The organism is Microbacterium sp. bgisy203 (assembly GCF_965345155.1).
In the GTDB taxonomy this organism is placed as follows: domain Bacteria; phylum Actinomycetota; class Actinomycetes; order Actinomycetales; family Microbacteriaceae; genus Microbacterium.
Map to the genome: position 1 here is coordinate 162,342 of NZ_CBDRLZ010000004.1, position 19,430 is coordinate 181,771.

19 protein-coding genes and 1 pseudogene are annotated in these 19,430 nt (G+C 70.5%); 13 read left to right on the plus strand and 7 right to left on the minus strand.

Annotation, left to right across the window (positions count from 1 at the left end):
- Positions 1-62: 62 nt before the first annotated feature.
- Positions 63-404, plus strand: coding sequence for a potassium transporter Trk (locus ACRVYW_RS08555; RefSeq protein ID WP_431803622.1), 342 nt, complete (start codon positions 63-65; stop codon positions 402-404).
- Positions 405-434: 30 nt separating this feature from the next.
- On the opposite strand, the gene ACRVYW_RS08560 is transcribed toward ACRVYW_RS08555, so the two are convergent.
- On the minus strand, positions 435-1,091 hold the full coding sequence (locus ACRVYW_RS08560) for a zinc-binding alcohol dehydrogenase (protein WP_431803624.1): 657 nt from the start codon (positions 1,089-1,091) through the stop codon (positions 435-437).
- A 52-nt stretch (positions 1,092-1,143) separates the two neighbouring features.
- On the opposite strand from ACRVYW_RS08560, the gene purM reads away from it, so the two are divergent.
- Genes purM through ACRVYW_RS08575 form a run of 3 tightly spaced genes read left to right on the plus strand, consistent with a single transcriptional unit; the run spans position 1,144 to position 5,060 of the window.
- A complete protein-coding gene (purM, locus tag ACRVYW_RS08565; RefSeq protein ID WP_431803626.1) occupies positions 1,144-2,277 on the plus strand; it encodes a phosphoribosylformylglycinamidine cyclo-ligase in 1,134 nt (377 codons plus the stop codon).
- Positions 2,278-2,319: 42 nt separating this feature from the next.
- Positions 2,320-3,783 carry an amidophosphoribosyltransferase gene (gene purF / locus ACRVYW_RS08570; protein WP_431803628.1) on the plus strand — a complete coding sequence of 488 codons (1,464 nt, stop codon included), beginning with the start codon at positions 2,320-2,322 and terminating at the stop codon, positions 3,781-3,783.
- Positions 3,780-5,060: a CynX/NimT family MFS transporter gene (locus ACRVYW_RS08575; protein WP_431803630.1), complete on the plus strand. Its 1,281-nt coding sequence runs from the start codon at positions 3,780-3,782 to the stop codon at positions 5,058-5,060. Before purF ends, ACRVYW_RS08575 begins: the two co-directional genes overlap by 4 nt.
- Positions 5,061-5,094: 34 nt before the next feature.
- On the opposite strand, the gene ACRVYW_RS08580 is transcribed toward ACRVYW_RS08575, so the two are convergent.
- Positions 5,095-5,280 carry a DUF3073 domain-containing protein gene (locus tag ACRVYW_RS08580; protein WP_431803632.1) on the minus strand — a complete coding sequence of 62 codons (186 nt, stop codon included), beginning with the start codon at positions 5,278-5,280 and terminating at the stop codon, positions 5,095-5,097.
- Positions 5,281-5,482: 202 nt separating this feature from the next.
- Between ACRVYW_RS08580 and ACRVYW_RS08585 the strand changes: the two genes are divergently transcribed.
- A complete protein-coding gene (locus ACRVYW_RS08585) occupies positions 5,483-6,007 on the plus strand; it encodes a universal stress protein (RefSeq protein WP_431803634.1) in 525 nt (174 codons plus the stop codon).
- 56 nt (positions 6,008-6,063) lie between these two features.
- Here the strand turns inward: ACRVYW_RS08585 and ACRVYW_RS08590 are convergent, their stop codons facing one another.
- Positions 6,064-6,687, minus strand: a complete 624-nt coding sequence (locus ACRVYW_RS08590) for a PadR family transcriptional regulator (RefSeq protein WP_431803636.1) — start codon at positions 6,685-6,687, stop codon at positions 6,064-6,066.
- A gap of 155 nt (positions 6,688-6,842) precedes the next feature.
- A pseudogene (locus ACRVYW_RS08595) lies at positions 6,843-7,679 on the minus strand (DUF4097 family beta strand repeat-containing protein); the annotation flags it as partial.
- Between the two features lie 150 nt (positions 7,680-7,829).
- Between ACRVYW_RS08595 and ACRVYW_RS08600 the strand changes: the two are divergent.
- A complete protein-coding gene (locus tag ACRVYW_RS08600; RefSeq protein ID WP_431803638.1) occupies positions 7,830-8,591 on the plus strand; it encodes a MerR family transcriptional regulator in 762 nt (253 codons plus the stop codon).
- Positions 8,592-8,688: 97 nt separating this feature from the next.
- On the opposite strand, the gene ACRVYW_RS08605 is transcribed toward ACRVYW_RS08600, so the two are convergent.
- A complete protein-coding gene (locus ACRVYW_RS08605; protein ID WP_431803640.1) occupies positions 8,689-8,847 on the minus strand; it encodes a hypothetical protein in 159 nt (52 codons plus the stop codon).
- Positions 8,848-8,986: 139 nt separating this feature from the next.
- On the opposite strand from ACRVYW_RS08605, the gene ACRVYW_RS08610 reads away from it, so the two are divergent.
- The 5 genes from ACRVYW_RS08610 to ACRVYW_RS08630 all read left to right on the plus strand — a co-directional run bounded on the left by ACRVYW_RS08610 (position 8,987) and on the right by ACRVYW_RS08630 (position 14,600).
- Positions 8,987-9,256, plus strand: a complete 270-nt coding sequence (locus ACRVYW_RS08610; RefSeq protein ID WP_431803642.1) for a DUF7218 family protein — start codon at positions 8,987-8,989, stop codon at positions 9,254-9,256.
- Positions 9,256-10,218: a DNA topoisomerase IB gene (locus tag ACRVYW_RS08615; RefSeq protein ID WP_431803646.1), complete on the plus strand. Its 963-nt coding sequence runs from the start codon at positions 9,256-9,258 to the stop codon at positions 10,216-10,218. Before ACRVYW_RS08610 ends, ACRVYW_RS08615 begins: the two co-directional genes overlap by 1 nt.
- Before the next feature lie 169 nt (positions 10,219-10,387).
- Positions 10,388-10,873 carry a fluoride efflux transporter FluC gene (locus ACRVYW_RS08620; protein WP_431803648.1) on the plus strand — a complete coding sequence of 162 codons (486 nt, stop codon included), beginning with the start codon at positions 10,388-10,390 and terminating at the stop codon, positions 10,871-10,873.
- Positions 10,870-11,244, plus strand: coding sequence for a fluoride efflux transporter CrcB (gene crcB, locus ACRVYW_RS08625; RefSeq protein ID WP_431803650.1), 375 nt, complete (start codon positions 10,870-10,872; stop codon positions 11,242-11,244). The genes ACRVYW_RS08620 and crcB overlap by 4 nt, the downstream gene beginning before the upstream one ends.
- Positions 11,245-11,354: 110 nt before the next feature.
- A complete protein-coding gene (locus ACRVYW_RS08630; protein WP_431803652.1) occupies positions 11,355-14,600 on the plus strand; it encodes an efflux RND transporter permease subunit in 3,246 nt (1,081 codons plus the stop codon).
- Positions 14,601-14,749: 149 nt separating this feature from the next.
- On the opposite strand, the gene ACRVYW_RS08635 is transcribed toward ACRVYW_RS08630, so the two are convergent.
- Positions 14,750-15,382: an antibiotic biosynthesis monooxygenase gene (locus tag ACRVYW_RS08635; RefSeq protein WP_431803654.1), complete on the minus strand. Its 633-nt coding sequence runs from the start codon at positions 15,380-15,382 to the stop codon at positions 14,750-14,752.
- Positions 15,383-15,727: 345 nt separating this feature from the next.
- Here ACRVYW_RS08635 and ACRVYW_RS08640 point away from each other — a divergent pair, with 345 nt between their 5' ends.
- Positions 15,728-17,686 (plus strand): DEAD/DEAH box helicase, encoded by a 1,959-nt coding sequence (locus ACRVYW_RS08640; protein WP_431803656.1) that lies wholly within the window; start codon positions 15,728-15,730, stop codon positions 17,684-17,686.
- Positions 17,687-17,776: 90 nt separating this feature from the next.
- Here the strand turns inward: ACRVYW_RS08640 and ACRVYW_RS08645 are convergent, their stop codons facing one another.
- Entirely contained in the window at positions 17,777-18,676 is a 900-nt protein-coding gene (locus ACRVYW_RS08645) for a VOC family protein (RefSeq protein ID WP_431803658.1), read from the minus strand.
- A gap of 92 nt (positions 18,677-18,768) precedes the next feature.
- Here ACRVYW_RS08645 and ACRVYW_RS08650 point away from each other — a divergent pair, with 92 nt between their 5' ends.
- Complete coding sequence (locus ACRVYW_RS08650) at positions 18,769-19,419, plus strand: hypothetical protein (RefSeq protein WP_431803660.1); 651 nt, start codon at positions 18,769-18,771, stop codon at positions 19,417-19,419.
- Positions 19,420-19,430: the final 11 nt, after the last annotated feature.

Genomic DNA, 19,430 nt, shown 5'->3' on the forward strand with positions numbered 1-19,430 from the left:
CATCCGTAGGGGGCGACCCCTGGCGGGTGGGGCGCCGTATCGGCGGGTGAGACAATGGACGGGTGACCGAGACGACCGCCCACCACATCGAGACCGCGCGCGTGCGCCGGAGCCCGCGGTACGCGGTGTTCCTCGTCGTGGGCGCGCTGCTCGGCATCCTCGTCGCGGCGATTCTGACCTTCGCGGTCGGTGACGGGGTCGACAAGAGCGCGACGACCGAGATCACCTATACGACGGGGCAGGTGTTCGGCTTCCTCGCCCTCGTGGGCATCGCGGTCGGCCTCGCCGTCGGCGGCATCGTCGCGCTGTTGCTCGACCGCTCCTTCTCGCGCCGCACGCGCGAGGTGCGCGTCGAGCACGAGCACGTCGAGCACGAGGACGAGCACGATCCCGCCGCAGGCTGAGCGCCCGCCCGCGCGCTGCCGCCGGCCCGCTCAGGCGAGCTCGGCGATGACGGGAGCGATCGCCGCGTCGAAGGCGACGATGTCGCCGCGCAGGCCGTCGGTGACCGCGACGGTGAGCGCGCCGATCCACCAGACGCCGCGCTGCTCGAACGGGAGCACCTGGACGTTCAGCTCGAACGAGTGCGCCCGGCGCCCGGCGGCGCGCTCGTGCTGCGCGATCGCACTGGCGTAGGCGCGGTAGGTCGATCCGCCCGAACGTGCCTCGGACTTCGCCCGCTCCTGATATCGCTCGGCCGCGCCCTTCGCGAAGGCGACGGCGGCCGGGCCGTGCGGAGCGACGGCCGCGGCCAGCTCGTCGAAGCCTTCGACGGGCAGGGCGACGTAGGTGTCGAAGCCGTCGATGAGGTCGAGGGGCACGGTCGATCGGTGCGCGAGGGGCTCGACGGTCATATCCCAATAGGTGCGCCACTGGCGCTCGAGCGCGTCGGCGAGCGCGTCGGCGTCGGCGTCGGCATCGGCGCCTCGGCTCTCGCCCTCACCCGGATCGGATGCCGTCGGCGCCGCGCCGCGCAGGTGCGGCAGCTCTTCGGGGAAGCGGATGCCCAGCGCCTGGCGCAGATACAGCGCGACGAGCACGGGGATGCTCGCATCCTCGCGCACGACCCACTCCGGTCCACCCGCCGCCATGCCGACATCCTAGGCAACCCCGGGCGCTGCGGAGGCCCGGTAGGCTGGTCGCGTGGCACAGGCCCCACAGAACCCCTACACCGAAGCCGGCGTCGACACTGCGGCGGGAGATCTCGCCGTCGAATTGATGAAGTCGGCCGTCCGGCGCACCCACGGACCCGAGGTGCTCGGCGGTGTCGGCGGCTTCGCCGGCCTCTTCGACGCCTCCGCACTCCGTGCGTACACGAAGCCCCTCCTCGCCACCTCGACCGACGGCGTCGGCACCAAGGTCGCGATCGCGCAGGCGATCGACAAGCACGACACGATCGGCCAGGACCTCGTCGGCATGGTCGTCGACGACATCGTCGTGGTCGGTGCGAAGCCGCTCTTCATGACCGACTACATCGCGTGCGGCAAGGTCGTGCCCGAGCGGATCGCCGACATCGTCCGCGGCATCGCGACGGGCTGCGAGCTCACCGGCACCGCCCTCGTCGGCGGAGAGACGGCCGAGCACCCCGGGCTTCTCGGCGTGAACGACTACGACGTCGCAGGGGCTGCCACCGGCGTCGTCGAGGCCGACCACGTCCTCGGCGCCGAGCGCGTCCGCCCCGGCGACGTCGTACTGGCCCTGGCATCCAGCGGCCCCCACTCCAACGGCTACTCGCTCATCCGTCACATCGTCGCGCGCGTCGGCGTCAGCTACGGCGCGTACGCTCCCGAATTCGGCCGCACGTGGGGCGAGGAGCTCCTCGAGCCCACGCGTCTCTACACCCTGCCGCTCCTGCGCCTGCTCAGCCAGCTGCGCGACACGAACGGGGGCGCCGTCCACGCGCTCAGCCACGTGACCGGCGGCGGCATCGCGGCGAACCTCGCGCGGGTCCTTCCGGTCGGCTCGTGGGTGGAGGTCGACCGTTCCACCTGGTCGCCGCCCCCGGTCTTCCGCGTCCTCGCCGACCTCGGCGGCCTCGAGCTGACCGCGACCGAGGGCACCTGGAACCTCGGCATCGGATTCCTCGCCGTCGTCGCCCCCGAGAAGGCGGATGCCGCGATCAGCGCGCTCGCCGAAGAGGGCATCGCGGCCTGGCCGGTCGGCGTCGTCAACGAAGGCCCGCGCCCGGACGATGACGGAGACCACTTCGAGCAGGGCGCCAAGGGCGTCGACGGCGGCGCCGTGCGCCTCGTGAGCACGTACTCCTCGGCGACATAGGCATCAGCGGCACAGGGCGCAGAAACGGACTCATCCACAAGAATGTGCGGAATCGTGGGCGTCGCCTCGCAGGCGAACGTCAACCAGGAGATCTACGACTCCCTCCTCCTCCTGCAGCATCGCGGGCAGGACTCCACGGGCATCGCGACGGCCGAGCCGAACGGCGTCTTCCACCTCTTCAAGGCGAAGGGTCAGGTGCGCGAGGCGTTTCGCACCCGCGACATGCGCGCCCTGCTCGGCAACATCGGCCTCGGACATGTGCGCTACGCGACGAAGGGCACCGCGTCGAGCGAGGAGGAGGCGCAGCCGTTCTACGTGAACGCGCCGTACGGCATCGTCCTCGTCCACAACGGCAACCTCACCAACACGCGTGAGCTGACGCAGGAGCTCTTCCGCACCGACCGTCGTCACCTCAACACGAGCTCCGACACCGAGCTGCTCGTCAACGTCCTGGCGAACGAGCTGCAGGCATCCATCTCGGGTCTCGAGCTCGACCTCGCGCAGATCTTCCAGGCCGTCTCGCGCGTGCACGACCGGGTCGAGGGGTCGTATGCGGCGATCGCGCTGATCGCCGGCTACGGACTTCTCGCGTTCCGCGACACCTTCGGCATCCGCCCCCTCATCCTCGGCACGCGCCTGCACGAGGACGGCCACTACGAGTGGGTCGTCGCGTCGGAGTCGCTCGTGCTCGAGAACGGCGGCTTCGAGGTCGTCCGCGACGTCGAGCCGGGCGAGGCCGTCTTCATCGACCTCGACGGCAAGCTCCACACGCAGCAGTGCGCCGCCGACCCGAAGCTCGTGCCGTGCTCGTTCGAGTACGTGTATCTCGCGCGGCCCGACTCGGTCATGAACGGCATCTCGGTGTACGAGGCGCGCCTGCGCATGGGCGACCGCCTCGCCGACACGATCGCGAAGTACACCCCCAAGAACAAGATCGACGTGGTCATGCCGATCCCCGACTCGTCGCGCCCCGCCGCGATGCAGGTCGCGCGCAAGCTCGGCATCGAGTACCGCGAGGGCTTCTACAAGAACCGTTACGTCGGCCGGACGTTCATCATGCCGGGGCAGGCGGTGCGCAAGAAGAGCGTCCGCCAGAAGCTCAACGCCATGTCGAGCGAGTTCAAGGGCAAGAACGTGCTTCTCATCGACGACTCGATCGTGCGCGGCACGACGTCGAAGGAGATCATCCAGATGGCGCGGGATGCCGGGGCGCTCAGCGTCACGTTCGCCTCCGCCGCCCCGCCGGTGCGCTACCCGCACGTCTACGGCATCAACATGCCCTCGCGGCACGAGCTCGTCGCGCACGGGCGGACGATCCCCGAGATCGCCGAGGAGCTCGGCGCGGACTACATGGTCTACCAGGAGATCGACGACCTGAAGGCCGCGATCCTCGAGGGCGCGCCCGATGTCGAAGACCTCGACATGAGCTGCTTCGACGGCCGCTACATCACCGGCACGGTCACCGAGGAGTATCTCTCCTGGGTCGAGGGCACGCAGGAGTCGTGACCTCCAGCGGTTCATCGTCGGCGCCGCGGCCCCTCTGGCAGGGACGCCTCCTCGCTTTCCTCGGGATCGTGCTCGTCGCGTTCTCGCTGCGGTCGGCCGTCGCGTCGCTCTCGCCGATCCTCGTCGAGGTCAACGCCGATTTCGCGGTGCCGAGCTGGGTCGTCGGTCTCATCGGGGCGGCGCCCCCGGTGTGCTTCGCGGTGTTCGGCATCGTGACGCCGGCGCTGGAGCGCCGGTTCGGTCTCGAGCGCCTGGCGGCGGCATCCATGGTCGTCGCCGGCCTGGCCATGCTGGGGCGTGCGCTCGTCGGCGACGCCGTGGGCCTGCTGCTCGTCACGACGGTGCTCTTCGCGGCGGTCGGCGTCGGGAACGTCGTGCTGCCGCCGCTGATCAAGCGGTACTTCCCGGACCGCACCGGGTCGATGACGGCGCTGTACTCGGCGCTTCTCGCGGTGGCCGCGTTCGTCCCGCCGCTGGTGGCCGTGCCCATCGCGGAGGCCGCGGGGTGGCGCATCTCTCTCGGCCTGTGGGCCGCGTTCGCGTTCGCCGCGATCGTCCCGTGGGTCACGATGCTGGCGGGGGCCGCGCGCACCGACCGCCGTGCCGGGGCTGCGCTCGCGGAGACCGACGACGACATCGACATCGACGAGCCGACCCCGCGGGTGCTCGGCCGCCTCGTCGGCGTGCCGCTCGCGTGGGCGCTCGCGGCGTCGTTCGCCGTCTCGTCGGCATCCGTTTACGCGTGCTTCGCGTGGCTGCCGACGGTGCTCGTCGAGCACGCCGGCGTCTCGCATGCCGCCGCGGGCGCCCTGCTCGCCCTCTTCGGAGCGCTCGGGATGCCGTGGTCGCTGCTCGTGCCGATGATCATCAGCCGCACCGGGCGCGTCGGCTTCATGTACGTCGGTGCGCTCGTCACCGGCCTCGCGGGTGCGCTCGGTATGGTGTTCGCGCCGACGACCGCGACGATCCTCTGGGTCGTGCTGCTCGGCGTGCCGCAGGGGCTCTTCCCGGGCGTGCTCGTGCTCATCCAGCGTCGCTCGCGGACGCACGAGGGCGCCGTGGCGCTGTCGAGCTTCACGCAGAGCGTCGGGTACGCGATCGCGGCGATCTTCCCGCTCGCGTTCGCGATCCTGCACGAGACGACGGGAGGGTGGGTCGCCCCGCTCCTCGTCCTCGGGGCGCTGTTCCTCGTGACGATCCCTGCCGGATACGTCGTGACGCGCACGCGCACGATCGAGGAGGAGTGGGAGAAGCGCAGCGAGCGCGCGTGGACGTGAGCGCGCGCCGATGATCAGAGGCGCGCGGCGATGATCAGACGCGCGCGGCGTCCTCGTCCTCGTCTTCGTCGTCGTACTGGTCTGCCCACTTGTCGACGTACGGGTCGTCCTCGTGGTGTCCCAGTTCCTTCTCGAGAGCGGAGTAGTTCACGTTGTACGTGTCGTACTTGAGTTCGCGAGCGATCTTGGTGTGCTTCGCCTTCTGACGGCCACGCCCCATGCGGGACCCCCTCATTTCTGACGTCACGGGCGGTGCGGCTGCTGCTCGCCCTCACCCGGTGCATTCGCGCCGCCGAGCGCTGTGATACGCCAGGCATCCGCGATCCGGCTCTTCAGCCGGGAAGAGTAGCATTCAGAATAACACGGGGCCCCCGGACCCTCGCGGTTCTCGGGACGAATGGCGCGAGCGGGCGGAGCGAAAGATGTCAGACGAAGCATCCGACGAGGTGCCCGCGGGCGCAGTCATCGTGGGAGCGATCCCCGATCAGCCTTCGCGCGTCCTCAAAGAGGGCGTGCGGTACGCGAAGCTGTTCGGCGCGCCGCTCATCGTCGCGCACGTCGACGTCACCCGATTCATCACCTATGAAGACCCCGACGGGTTCATCCAGTCGGCTCCCCTCGACATAGACGCGGCGACCGGCGAGGCGCAGCTGCAGAAGGTGCGGGCCCAGGCATCCGCCGTGCTCGATGCGGCCGACGTCGACTGGTCGGTGCGGCAACTCGTGGGCGACCCCGCGCTCGCGCTCAAGCACCTCGCCGAGCAGTCGCAGGCCCGCCTGATCGTCGTGGGGACGCGGCGGCGCGGCCTCGGCGAGTCGATCCGCGAGTTTTTCACCGGGTCGGTCGCCGCGCGTCTGGCGCACCGCCAGTCGCGCCCCATCCTGGTGGTACCGCTGGAGGACCCCGCCGCCGACGACGAGGCCCTCTGGCCCGACCCGCCCGCCTGACCGCCTGACCGCCTGTCCAGGCAAGCGAACGGGCGGTCAGGCAGACGACCGGCGGTTCAGCCGCGGAGCGAGCGGGTCAGCTCGGCGAGTGCGGTGTCGAGGTGACGGCTGAGGTCGTCGACCACGGATGCCACGATGACCCCGCCGTGCGCCAGATGGCTGCGCAGGTCGGCGCGGACGTTGGCGCGGAACTCGCCGACGAGGCCCTCGGCCCGGCGCAGCTGTTCGCGGGAGTCGGCGCGCGCGGCATCTTCCTGCATCGTCGCGCTCGCGGCGCGCTGCCGGGAGGTATCGCGGTCCGCCGCCGCTGCGGCGGCGAGGTCGGCGCGCAGACTCTTCATGGCTTCCTGCACGCTGCCGCGCACCTCGTCGGCGATGAGGCGGATGCTGTCGGCGAGGCCCGCCTCGATCCCCTCGAGGTCGCCGGAGCGCGCTGCGACCTCGGTGCGCCCCGCCTCGGTGATCGCGTAGACGGTCTTGCGGCCGTCGATGGTCTTTGTGACGAGGCCTTCCTCCTCGAGCTTCGCGAGCCGTGGATAGACGGTTCCGGCGCTCGGCGTGTAGGTGCCGCCGGTGCGATCGGAGAGCGCCTGCATGAGGTCGTAGCCGTGTCGCGGCGACTCGTCGAGCAGGCTCAGCAGGTAGAGCCGCAGGTCGCCGTGGGAGAAGACGGGAGCCATGCTCACGCCTCCCGTGCGGGGTCGGTCGGGTCGGTCTCGCTCTGCTCGGGCTGTGTCTGCCAGGGCTGGGCGGACTCGACTCCTGGCCCGGGCTCGGCCGACACGCTCTCCGCCGGCGCCGGATCGACGGCCGGTGCGGATGCCGCGGCATCCACCGCCTCGTCGGACGCACCCGACGGCACGGCGGCGCTGCGGCGGAGCACCGTGATCGCTCCCGACACCGAGTTCGCGCGCAGGTCGACGAAACTGCCGCTCAGCTCACCCACCGAGGCGACCCAGTTCGAGGGACCCGAACCAGACCGCGTCACGCCGTCGACGAGCAGGCGTCCGCTGACCGAGCGCAGGACGTAGTTGGCCGGGAGGTCTTCGTCGAGGCGCACCGTGCTCTCTCCCGAGACGGTGTTGAGACCGATGGCGTCGACGCGGCCCGCCGAGTCGACCATGATGTCGCCCGAGACGGTGTCGACGGATGCCTTCCGCACGGCGCCGATCGCAGCGACCGCACCGGAGACCGAGTTGGCGCTCAGGGTGCCGTCGAGTCCTCGGATCTGCACGTCACCTGAAACGGCATTCGCCGTCACGTCGCCCTGCATCCCGTCGACGATGATGTCGCCCGAGACCGTGTTGAGGCGCGCGCCCGAGACGAGGCCCGAGACGAGAGCGCTCGCCGACACGACGCCGAGGGTCAGCGCGATGCCGCGGGGGACCGCGACCGAAATCTCAGCCTTGGGCCCGCCCGAGCCGAAGTTCCGGAACACCTGCAGGAAGTTGTCCCACCGCAGCTGGGGGTGATCGATCTCGACGGTGTCGTCGGATGCCTCGATGCGCAGGTCCTGGATGGTCACGCTGTGCACTTCGATGCGGACGCCCGGCTCGTCGTGCCCGACGATGTCGATCTGGCCGCCGATGAGTCCGGCCTTGAGCTTGCGGATGTCGTCGAGGTCGATCACCCGGGTCTCGCCCGGCTTGATGAGCCACTTCTCGCGGGTCATGATTCTCTCCTTGTGTCAGGTTCGCGAATCGAGATATATCGCGATGGAGCGACCATAACACGATATATCGCGAGTTTGTCAAGATCCTCCCTCGCGCTGCGCAGATCGCGGCTTGACCTTGACGCGGCGTCAACCTTTACCGTGGATGACATGAACGAATGGTCGATCCAAGAGGTCGCGAAGATCGCGGGTACGACGAGCCGCACTCTGCGTCACTACGACGACGTGGGGCTGCTCGCCCCCACGCGCATCGGCGCGAACGGCTACCGCCGCTACGACAGTGCCGCGCTCGTGCGCCTGCAGCGCATTCTGCTGCTGCGAGAGCTCGGGCTGTCGATCCCGCAGATCGGCGAGATCCTCGCGCGGCCGACGGCCACCGAAGACGCGCTGACGCAGCACCTCGCGTGGCTGCGCAGCGAGCAGGACCGACTGACGCGCCAGATCGCGTCGGTCGAGTCGACCATCACCACACTGAAGAAAGGAGAGGAACCCATGGCGAAGGACATGTTCGACGGGTTCGATCACACCCAGCACAAGGACGAGGTCATCGAGCGGTGGGGCGAGGCGGCCTACGCCGAGTCCGACCGGTGGTGGACGGGCCTCGACGAGGCGCTGAAGGGCGATTTCGCCGCCCAGACAGCGGCGTTGAACGCCGCATGGCAGGATGCCGCAACGCGCGGCATCCCCGCCGCGGGCGATGAGGCGCAGGCGCTCGCCGGTCGGCACGTCGCGTGGCTCCGGAGCGTACCGGGCACGCCCGCCGCGACTTCGGGCGGCGACGTCGCGGGCTACGTGCGGGGTCTGGGCGAGATGTATGTCGCCGACCCGCGATTCGCGGCGAATTACGGCGGCGAGGCGGGGGCGGCGTTCGTCCGCGACGCGCTCGCCGCGTACGCCGACGCGCAGCTCTGAGCGAGTCGCGCAGCGGCGATTCGAAACGCCCGTACACGAGAAGAGGCGGCACCCCCGAAGCCAGGGGGTGCCGCCTCTGTCGTACGGTCGCGCGGCGTTACTTGTTGCCGCGGACGACGCGCAAGAGGAACGCGATCAGCGCGATGACGCCGACGATGATCGCGACCCACAGCAACCACTGCAGCGAGGCGTTCAGGCCGCTGACGATCGCGATGACGATCGCGACGATGATGATGATCAGGAGTGCGAGGTTCATGGGGGTGCTCCTTCCGCGGGGGACTCATGGGAGCTTGTCCCATGTCGTCACGGGCGTTGTGACATCCCGAACCTACCTGCTGCCTGAGAATCGGCTGACCCCCTTGCACCGTGACGATGATCTGCGATAGGGCCGGTGTATGCCCCAGAATCAGACCCCGTCGAGCCTCAAGGACCCGGAGCTCTACGAAGAGCTCCGCAAGGAGGGCGCCTCGAAGCAGAAGGCCGCCCGCATCTCGAACGCCGCCGCGCGCGACGGACGCAGCGCCGTCGGCAGACGGGGCGGGGCATCGGGGTCGTACCAGGACTGGACGGTGGCCGAACTCCGCGCCCGGGCGAAGGAACTCGGCATCACCGGCTATTCGGGAAAGCGCAAGGCGCAGCTCATCGAGATGCTGCGCGAGGACTGATGCCGCGCCTCAAGAAGGTCCATCCCGGCACCGACCCCGGCTTCCGCCGCACCCGCTCGGGTGACACCTTCCGCTACACCGACGCCGAGGGTGCCGCCCTGCCCGCGGCCGACCGCGAACGGGCGGTCGCCCTCGTCATCCCGCCCGCGTGGACCGACGTCTGGATCAGCGCCGCCCCGAACGGGCACATCCAGGCGACGGGCATCGACGAGGGCGGGCGCCTGCAGTACATGTACCACCCCGACTGGTCGGCGGGACGGGACAAGGGCAAGTACGCGCGCGCCCTGCAGCTCGCCGAGGCGCTGCCGCGTGCGCGCGGTCGCGTGACGGTGTCGCTGCGGCGCACCGACCTCGACCGCGAGCGGGTGCTCGCCACCGCGTTCCGGCTGCTCGACCAGGCGGCACCCCGTGTCGGGAGTGCGAAGTACCTCGCGAAGCACGGTAGTCGCGGCCTCACGACGCTGCGCCGGCGGGATGCCGCCGTGGCGGCCTCGGTGACGAGCCTGCGCTTCCTCGGCAAGAGCGGCAAGAGGCAGGAACTCGACATCGACGACGCCGAGCTCGCGATGGTGATCGAGCTTCTCGTCGCGGGCCGCCCCGCGGCGCCGCTGCTCGCCTACGTCCGGGGGCGCCGGCGGGTCTCGCTGACACCGAAGGACGTCAACGCGTACGTCCGAGCGATGACCGGCGGCGTCTTCACCGCGAAGGACTTCCGCACCCTCCGCGGCACGATCCTCGCCGCCGACGCGCTCGCCCGCATCGGCCCCGTGACGACGAAGACCGACCGCAAGCGCGCCGAGGTGCTCGCCGTGAAGGCGGCCGCCGCGGCGCTCGGCAACACGCCGTCGGTGGCGCGGAGCTCGTACATCGACCCGCGGGTCTTCGCCCGCTACAAGAGGGGCATCGTGCTCGATACGACGGTGTCGCCCGAGTCGGCGATCCGCACCCTCATCCTCGGGTGACGCGCGCGGGGCGCGGCGCGATCGAGGTGCCGGATTCTGTCGGCATCCCGTGCCCATACCGACGGATGCCGGCACCTCACGCGCCCGGCGCCGCGCGCCCGCCCCGCACGTGGGAAACCCGCCCGGCGGGTGCCGCGGCGATCGCCCGCCGCGCCGCTAGGGTGCGGTCATGACCCGCGCCGCCTGGTTCTCGCCGACGATCCTCGCGCTCGTCGTCGCGGGCGGCGCGCTGGGGGTCGCGGCGCGGGCGGCGCTCATCCTCCCGATCCCTCAGGGCGCGTATACCCAGGGCGCGTATACCCAGGGCGCGTATACCCAGGGCGCCCACCCGCTCGTGGTGCCCGCCGTGACGATGGCGATCAACATCGTCGGGTCGCTCCTGCTCGGCGTCGTCGTCGGTCGCCTGGGGGAGAGGCATGCGCACCTGCGCGCGTTCTTCGGCACCGGGGTGCTCGGGGGCTTCACGACCTACAGCGCGTTCGCCGTGCACGCGGTCACCCTCGGCAGCGCCAACCCGCTCGCGGGGCTCCTCCTCATGGCACTCTCCGTCTTCGGCGGGGCGCTCGCCGCGGCGCTCGGTCTACAGTGGGGACTCCGGCGGGGGAGCGGCGAGGTCCCGCCCGCCGACACGCCCGCCCCGGAGGATGCCGAGTGACGCCCCTCGAGATCGGCGCGCTCGTTCTCGGCGGAGGCCTCGGCGCGGGAGCCCGCTACATCGTCGACGGCCTCGTCACGCGCGGCCGGAAGGATGCCTTCCCCCTCGGCATCCTCATCGTGAACGTCATCGGGTCGTTCCTGCTGGGCCTTTTCACCGGCATTCCGCAGTTCACGGGGGTGTGGCTCGCGGTCCTCGGCACCGGCCTGCTCGGCGGCTTCACGACGTTCAGCGCCGTATCGGTGGAGTCCGTGCTCCTCGCGCGGCGCGGGCGGCGCGACTGGGCGTGGACCAATCTCCTCGGCACGCTCGGGGCGTGCCTGATCGCCGCGGCGCTCGGCCTGCTGATCGGCGGACTCTTCCCGCGCTGAGCGCGCGGCACCGCTTCTCGCGCATGCGAGAATAGCCTTCGATACATTCCTGTATCGAAGGCCGTCCGCCGCACCGCACCATCGCACCGCGCTCACAGCAAAGGTCTCCCGTGTCGAATCTCGCCGTCCTGAGCCTGAAGAACCGCGCGCTCATCGCGCTCATCACGATCGTCGCGGCGATCTTCGGCGGGCTGGCGCTCACGAACCTCAAGCAGGAGCTCATCCCCTCGATCGAGTTCCCGCAGCTGTCGGTGCTCACGACCTACCCGGGCGCCTCGCCCGACGTCGTCAACAACGACGTGTCGACCCCGATCGAGACCGCGATCCAGGGCATCCCGGGGCTCGAGTCGACGACCGCGACCTCCACGACCAACGCGTCGATCATCCAGGCATCCTTCACCTACGGCACTGACCTCGCGACCGCCGAGCAGAAGATCCTGCAGGCGGTGAACCGCATCAAGTCGACGCTCCCCGACGGCGTGGAGCCGAACGTCGTGTCGTTCTCGATCGACGACCTTCCCGTCATCGCGCTCGCCGTCACCGGCTACGACGACGAGGAGACGATCCAGTCGCAGCTCGAGACGAGCGTCATCCCCGATCTCGAAGACGTCGACGGCGTGGGCTCTGCCACGATCGTCGGCGGGCGCGGGCAGCGCGTCACCATCACCCCCGACCCCGCGAAGCTCGCCGCCGCCGGGTTCACGCAGAGCGCCATCACCGACGCGCTGGACCAGAACGGCACCCTGTTCCCCGGGGGGTCGGTCACCGAGGGCGATCAGACGCTCACCGTGCAGTCGGGCGCGAAGCTCACGACCGTCGACGAGATCTCGCAGCTTCCGCTCGTGCCTTCGACGCCCGAGCAGGTCGCCGGCGGCCCCGTCACGATCGCGGACGTGTCGACCGTCGCGCTCGCGCAGGACCCGGTCACCTCGATCTCGCGGGTGAACGGCGAGCCGGCCCTCACGATCTCGATCACGAAGCTCCCCGCCGCGAACACCGTCGACGTCTCGCGCGCGGTCACGGCGCTCCTGCCCGATCTGCAGGATGCCATCGGGACGAACGCCGAGTTCACCGTCGTCTTCGACCAGGCGCCGTTCATCGAGCAGTCGATCGAGGCGCTCGCCCAGGAGGGTCTGCTCGGACTCGTCTTCGCGGTGATCGTGATCTTCCTGTTCCTGCTGTCGGTGCGCTCGACGCTCGTCGCGGCGATCTCGATCCCGACGAGCGTGCTCATCACCTTCGTCGGCATCCAGACGTTCGGCTACTCGCTGAACATCCTGACCCTCGGCGCTCTCACCATCGCGATCGGGCGCGTCGTCGACGACTCCATCGTCGTGATCGAGAACATCAACCGGCACTACGTCGAAGGCGCCGACAAGGGGGCCTCGATCCGCCTCGCGGTGCGCGAGGTCGCCGCGGCGATCACGGCATCCACCATCACGACCGTCGCCGTGTTCCTGCCGATCGCGTTCGTCGGCGACGTGACCGGCGAGCTCTTCCGACCCTTCGCCCTCACCGTCACGATCGCGATGCTCGCCTCGCTGTTCGTGTCGCTGACGATCGTGCCGGTGCTCGCGTACTGGTTCCTCAAGCCCGGCAAGGCCCCGAAGGATGCCGACGGCAACCCCATCGACCCGGAGGATCCGGCCGCCCCGCCCACGCGTCTGCAGCGCGGCTATCTGCCGGTGCTCGGCTGGACGCTCACGCACTCGTGGACGACGCTCCTCATCGCCGTGCTGGTCCTCGCCGGCACGCTCGCGGCCGCGCCGTTCATGAAGACGAACTTCCTCGGCGACAGCGGCCAGAACACGTTCACCGTCACGCAGGAACTCGCCCCCGCGGCGAGCCTCGACGCAGAGGATGCCGCGGCGCAGCGCGTCGAAGAGGCGATCCTCGGGGTCGACGGCATCACGACGGTGCAGACCTCGATCGGGTCGAGCGGGTCCGCGGTGCGCGACGCGTTCTCCGGCGGGTCGTCGGGCGTCACCTACTCGATCACGACCGATGCGTCTGCCGACCAGGAGCAGGTGCGCCAGGACGTGCAGGATGCCGTCGAAGCGCTCGACGACGTCGGCACCATCACGGTCGCCGCGGGCCAGGGCGGGTTCGGATCGAGCGACATCGAGGTCGACGTCACCGCCCCCGACGCGGACGCCCTGCAGACCGCGACCGATGCCGTGGCCGCCTCGCTCGACGGCAAGGACGGCATCGGCCAGGTGACGTCGAACCTCTCGGCATCCCTGCCCTACGTCGCCGTCACCGTCGATCGTGACAAGGCCTCGGCGCTCGGTCTCTCGGAGGTCGCCGTCGGCGCGCTCGTGTCGAACACGATGCAGCCGCGCCAGGTCGGCACGGTCGAACTCGACGGGCGTGCCGTCACCGTGTACCTGCAGGCCGAGTCGGTGCCCGACACGATCGACGCGCTGAAGGCGCTCGAGATCCCGACGGCGACCGGCCCGCTGCCGTTGTCGGAGATCGCCACGGTCGAGGAGAGCCAGGGCCCGACCTCGATCACGACGCAGCGCGGTCAGCGCACGTCGACCGTCACCGTCACCCCGACGACCGACGACCTGAACGCCGCCTCGGCGACGGTCCGCACCGCGCTCGACGACGTCGAGCTGCCGACCGGAGCCGACGCCGAGATCGGCGGCGTGCTGACGCAGCAGCAGGATGCCTTCAGCCAGCTCGGCCTCGCGATGCTCGCGGCGATCCTCATCGTCTACATCGTCATGGTCGCGACCTTCAAGTCGCTCCGCCAGCCGCTGCTGCTGCTCGTCTCGGTGCCGTTCGCCGCGACGGGCGCGATCCTGCTGCAGATCGCGACCGGGGTGCCGCTCGGCGTCGCGTCGCTCATCGGTGTGCTGATGCTGATCGGCATCGTCGTGACGAACGCGATCGTCCTCGTCGACCTCGTCAACCAGTATCGCGAGAAGGGTCTGTCGACCCACGACGCGACGATGGCCGGTAGCGCGAGGCGTCTGCGCCCGATCCTCATGACGGCGCTCGCGACGATCTTCGCCCTCACCCCGATGGCCCTCGGAATCACGGGCCACGGCGGGTTCATCTCGCAGCCCCTCGCGATCGTCGTGATCGGCGGCCTCATCTCGTCGACGTTCCTGACGCTCCTCGTGCTGCCGACGCTCTACAACCTCGTGGAGGGCGCGAGCGAGCGCCGCGCCGCGCGGCGGGCGGCCCGCGAGGGTGATGGTGCGGCGGCGGGCTCGGATGCCGACGACGCGGGCGACCACGGCGCGACCTCGGACGGCGACGCGACCTCGGAGGGTGCTGTGACCTCGGCATCCACCGCCCAGCTGCACCCCCGCCGGGCCCGCCGCCGGGCCCGCCCCGCGGACTGACCCGCGCCTCGCCCGCGCGCCCGCGCCCGTCGCAGATTCCCGCACCCGTCGCAGATTCGGAGATGCGTCACGGATTCGGACGCGGATGCCCAAGGCATCCGAATCTGTTCACCATCTCCGATTCTGTGACGCGTGGGCGCGTGCGGGGCTCAGCGTCGCCGGGGGCGCAGGAGCCAGGGGCGGAGCATGGTGGTGATCCAGGGGAGCACCCAGAACACCATGATCGGGGTGAAGATCAGGGTGCTGACGGCGACGCGGAGGGGCAGAGGCCACGCGGCGAACGTCGGAACGAACAGCAGCAGCCACGTGCCGACGAGGTTCACCGGGAAAAAGCCCAGCCAGATGGCGACGGCCTGCTTCCACGGCGGGGGAGCGGGCAGGAGGGGTTCCTGGACGGGGCCGGTCGCGGGGATGTCGGAAGCGTGCGCGGACGCCGCGGGCGACTCGACGCTCGTCGCGAACGGCGCGTCGAACCACCCCTCGATGCCCGTCCGGCGCTCGACCCGCACCTCGCGCGCGAACGCACGGCCCGAGTCGAGCCACCAGGTGCGCTGGCCGGAGGTCTCCCAGGCTTCGAGCGTCTCGAGATCGCGGAAGCGATACAGCATGTACCAGTGGTCGCTGTCTTCGCCCGTGCGCACCCACCCCGACCCGAGGAAGCCAGGGAAGTGCGCGGCGAGATCGGTGCCGGCCTGCATCCAGCTGGTTGCCTCGACGGTGCGCGACGGGTCGATCCGGCGTTCGATCGCGACCGTGATCGGATGCAGGTCGGTGGTTGTCATCTGACCATTGTGCGCGTTCATTGTTGCGTGCATGTTGCAGGATGCCCAAAACTGCGTGTCGCGGTTGCGCGAATCGCCCTCTCGGGACCCGGCTCAGGGTGAGTGCCCAGGCATCCCCAGTAGACTGGGCAGGTCGGCTCTGGACACCGCGCGCGAGCGCGGCTCGGGCAGTGAGTGCTGTGTGTAGTCCACGGGGCCGATGGTGAGCGCCGTTCGGCGCGCATGAACCATCACTGTGAATGGCCCCCGGCCGACGATCGTCCGGGTTGTCCGCACGCGCCCCACCTCATCGGAGGGCGACGGGTGGGCGCTGTTCTCGCACGAGAAACCCAGAAGGACACCACCATGCCCAAGAACAAGAAGCCGGCCGGCGGCCGCGCCCAGAGCTTCGAGCCGCGCTACGGCGCGAAGAAGACGTCGTACCAGGATGCGAAGCGTCGCCCGGGACAGTCGTCCGCCGGAAAGCCCGGCTCGAGGAGCCCCAGCCACCGCGGATACCGTCCCGACGCGACCGACGAGCAGACCCCCGCGAAGAAGCAGCGCTGGAGCGCCCAGGAGCGCGCGGGCCGCGATGAGGCCCGGGGCATCCGCACCCAGGCCCACGGCGACCGCACGAGCCGCGACGACCGTCCCCGCCGCGACGACCGTCCGGCCCGTTCGTACGATGACCGCCCCGCGCGGAAGTACGACGACCGTCCGGTGCGCTCCTACGACGATCGTCCGGTTCGCAACTCCGGAGATTCGGCGCGCGGCGGCCGTGACGGGGGTGCTCGGGGCGCTCAGGGCCGGGATTTCCGGAGTTATGAACAGCGCCCGGCTCGCTCCTACGACGGCCGCCCCCGCCGCGACGACCGTCCCGCCCGGAACTACGACGACCGCCCGGCGCGGAAGTTCGACGACCGTCCCGCCCGGAAGTTCGACGACCGCCCCGCTCGCTCCTTCGACGGCCGCCCCCGCCGTGACGACCGTCCCGCCCGCGGCGACCGTCCGACCTACGGCGGCAACCGGTCCGACTGGCACGCCGACGCGAAGGCCGAGGAGAAGCGCCGCGCCTACGAGGAGCACGCCGACACCGTCCACGAGAAGCTGCAGGCGCAGGCCGTCGAGGCCGTCGAGGTCGCGGATGCGACGTTCTCGTCGCTCGGCCTCGGTGACAACATCGTGCGGACGCTCGGTGAGCTCGGCGCGGCATCCCCCTTCCCGATCCAGGCTGCGACGATCGGACCGATCCTCGCCGGCGCCGATGTGCTCGGGCGCGGCCGCACTGGCTCGGGCAAGACGATCGCCTTCGGCGCTCCGCTCGTCGAGTCGATCCTCCGGGGTCAGGCCGGCAAGCGCCGCGAGTTCGGGCGCAGCCCCAAGGCTCTGATCCTCGCGCCGACGCGCGAGCTCGCGCTGCAGATCGACCGCACGATCCAGCCGATCGCGCGGAGCGTCGGCCTCTTCACGACGCAGGTCTACGGCGGAGTGCCGCAGGCGCGTCAGGTCGGTGCGCTCAAGAAGGGCGTCGACATCGTCATCGGCACGCCCGGCCGCATCGAAGACCTCCAGGAGCAGGGCAAGCTCGACCTGTCGGAGATCCGCATCGTCGTGCTCGACGAGGCCGACCACATGTCGGAGCTCGGCTTCCTCGAACCGATGCAGCGTCTCCTCCGCCTCGTGCCGCAGGATGCCCAGAAGCTGCTCTTCTCGGCCACCCTCGACCGCGAGGTCGCGGCGCTCGTCGACGAGTTCCTCGTCGACCCGGCCGTCTACGAGGTCGCCGGTGAAGATCAGGATTCGGGGACGATCGACCACCGCGTGCTCGTCATCGACCACCGTGACAAGGCCGAGATCCTCACGGAGCTCGTCGACCGCGAGGGGCGGACCCTCGTCTTCGCCCGCACGCGTGCGTACGCCGAGATGCTCGCCGAGCAGTTCGACGACGCCGGCATCCGCGCGGTGGCCCTCCACGGCGACCTCAACCAGGCCAAGCGCACGCGCAACCTCGAGAAGCTGACGTCGGGGCGTGTGAACGTGCTCGTCGCGACGGATGTCGCCGCCCGCGGCATCCACGTCGACGACATCGACCTGGTCGTCCAGGCCGACGCTCCCGACGAGTACAAGACGTACCTGCACCGCTCCGGTCGCACAGGGCGTGCGGGCCGCAGCGGCACCGTCGTGACCCTCATCACTCGTCAGCGCCGCCGGCGCATGACCGAGATGCTCGACCGCGCCGAGATCGACGCGCCGTTCGAGGACGCCCGCCCGGGCGACGAGCTGCTGCTCGAACTCGCCGGTGTGCAGGTCGACCCGACCGCCTGACCTCCGGCATCCGCCGCTCGCCCCGCGTTCGTCGACCTCTGCGGCCGGAGCGCGGGGCGACGGCGTTCACGGGCCGCGGAGTGAGCCGACTCAGGACCGCGGGGCGAGCTGACTCACGATGAAGGCGTTCCCCTGCGGGTCGCGGAGTACCGCCTCGAGCGTCCATTCGGTGTCGGTGCGCGAGACGATCTCGCCGCCGAGGCGCTCGGCGACGAGCGCGGACTCGTCGCGGTCCGCGACGGCGAACCGCACCCACCACCCGGGGGCGGGTTCGTCGTCCGTGCTCTCGAAGATCTCCGCGACCGCGTCGGCGAAGCCCTCGGGCGCGAAGCTCTGCCGCTCGTGGATGCCGGGATCCACCGTCGACGCCAGGTGCGCGCCGTAGCCGGGCAGTCGGATCCTTCCCGCGGCGAGGCCGGGGTCGTACTCCCAGCCCCAGACGGTGGAGTAGAACCCCATCGAGGCGGGGATGTCCGGGGTGACGAGGTCGCTGAAGTTCCACGCGCCGGGTGCGTTGACGACCTGCGCGCCGGGATGGGCGCGGGCCTCCCAGAGTCCGAACACGGCGCCGAGGGGGTCGGCGCAACGCGCGCCCCGGCCGAAGGGGCTCCCGGCATCCGGCAGCTCGATGAGCGTGCCGCCCGCCGCCTCGATGTCGGCGCACGTCTGCTCGATGTCGTCGGTCGCGATGAACGAGACCCACCCGTGCGGCGCCTCGGCGCCCGGCTCGGACCGGGCGGAGAGGGCGAGCGCCGCGACGTCGGCGCGTGGGCCCGGGGCATCCGCGCCGTCGAGCCGCGCGAACAGATACGCGGCGGGCTCCGTCGGGATCGCGCTCGCGTACGTCCAGCCGAACAGGCCCGCGTAGAACGCCGCCGCGCCGGCCGTGTCGGGCGTGTCGAGCTGCACCCAGCACGGGACGCCCGTCGGATAGGTGCGCTTCTCGTCGTCGCCCATGATCGGCCCCTTCTCGGTCGGTGTGGGGGTCATGCTCGGTCGGATCAGGCGTCATCGTAGGCGGCTGTCTCACCGTTCCGCCAGGGGGTGGGCGTGGGGTCTTGGCGCCCCTAGCCTCGATGCGCATGCGACAGCTCACCCTGAGAACGCCCGTCATCGCGGCCGCAGCCGGTGCCCTTATCGTCGCCTGCGTCGCATGCAGCCCCGATCCCGCGCCGACCGCCTCGCCGTCGTCTCCGATGTCGACCCCGTCGTCTTCACCGACCGCCACACCGACGCCCACGCCGACGCAGACGCTCGACGGCCCCCCGCAGCCCGACGCCGAGACCGCGGCCGCCTGCGAGCAGAAGATCCCCCTGTCGACGATCCAGGATCTCGAGGGCAGCCCCGCCTGGCAACAGGTGCAGTACGACCCGAAGCCCCTCGCGGAGAAGGTCATCGGACCTGCCGCCAAGGAGGCCGCCGCGAGCGCCGTGGAGATCCTCGATTGCGGGTGGGGCGTGCCGAACTCCGATAGTGGGATGACGTTCACGCTCGCCGACTTCTCCGACCAGGGTGCACGTGACGCGCTCATCGCCGCCCTCGACGCCTCGGAGTACGAGATGACCGCCGTCGGTGCGTACAACTTCTACACGAACGTCGAGGAGGGCATGGGCGGCACGACCGGGTACGCCTTCGACGCGAAGTCGAACTGGTACATCGTGACTGGCAGCATGACTGAGGAGCATGCCCGCGACTACCTCGTCTCGGCGACGCAGGCGACCAACACCTTCTGAGCGCAACCGCC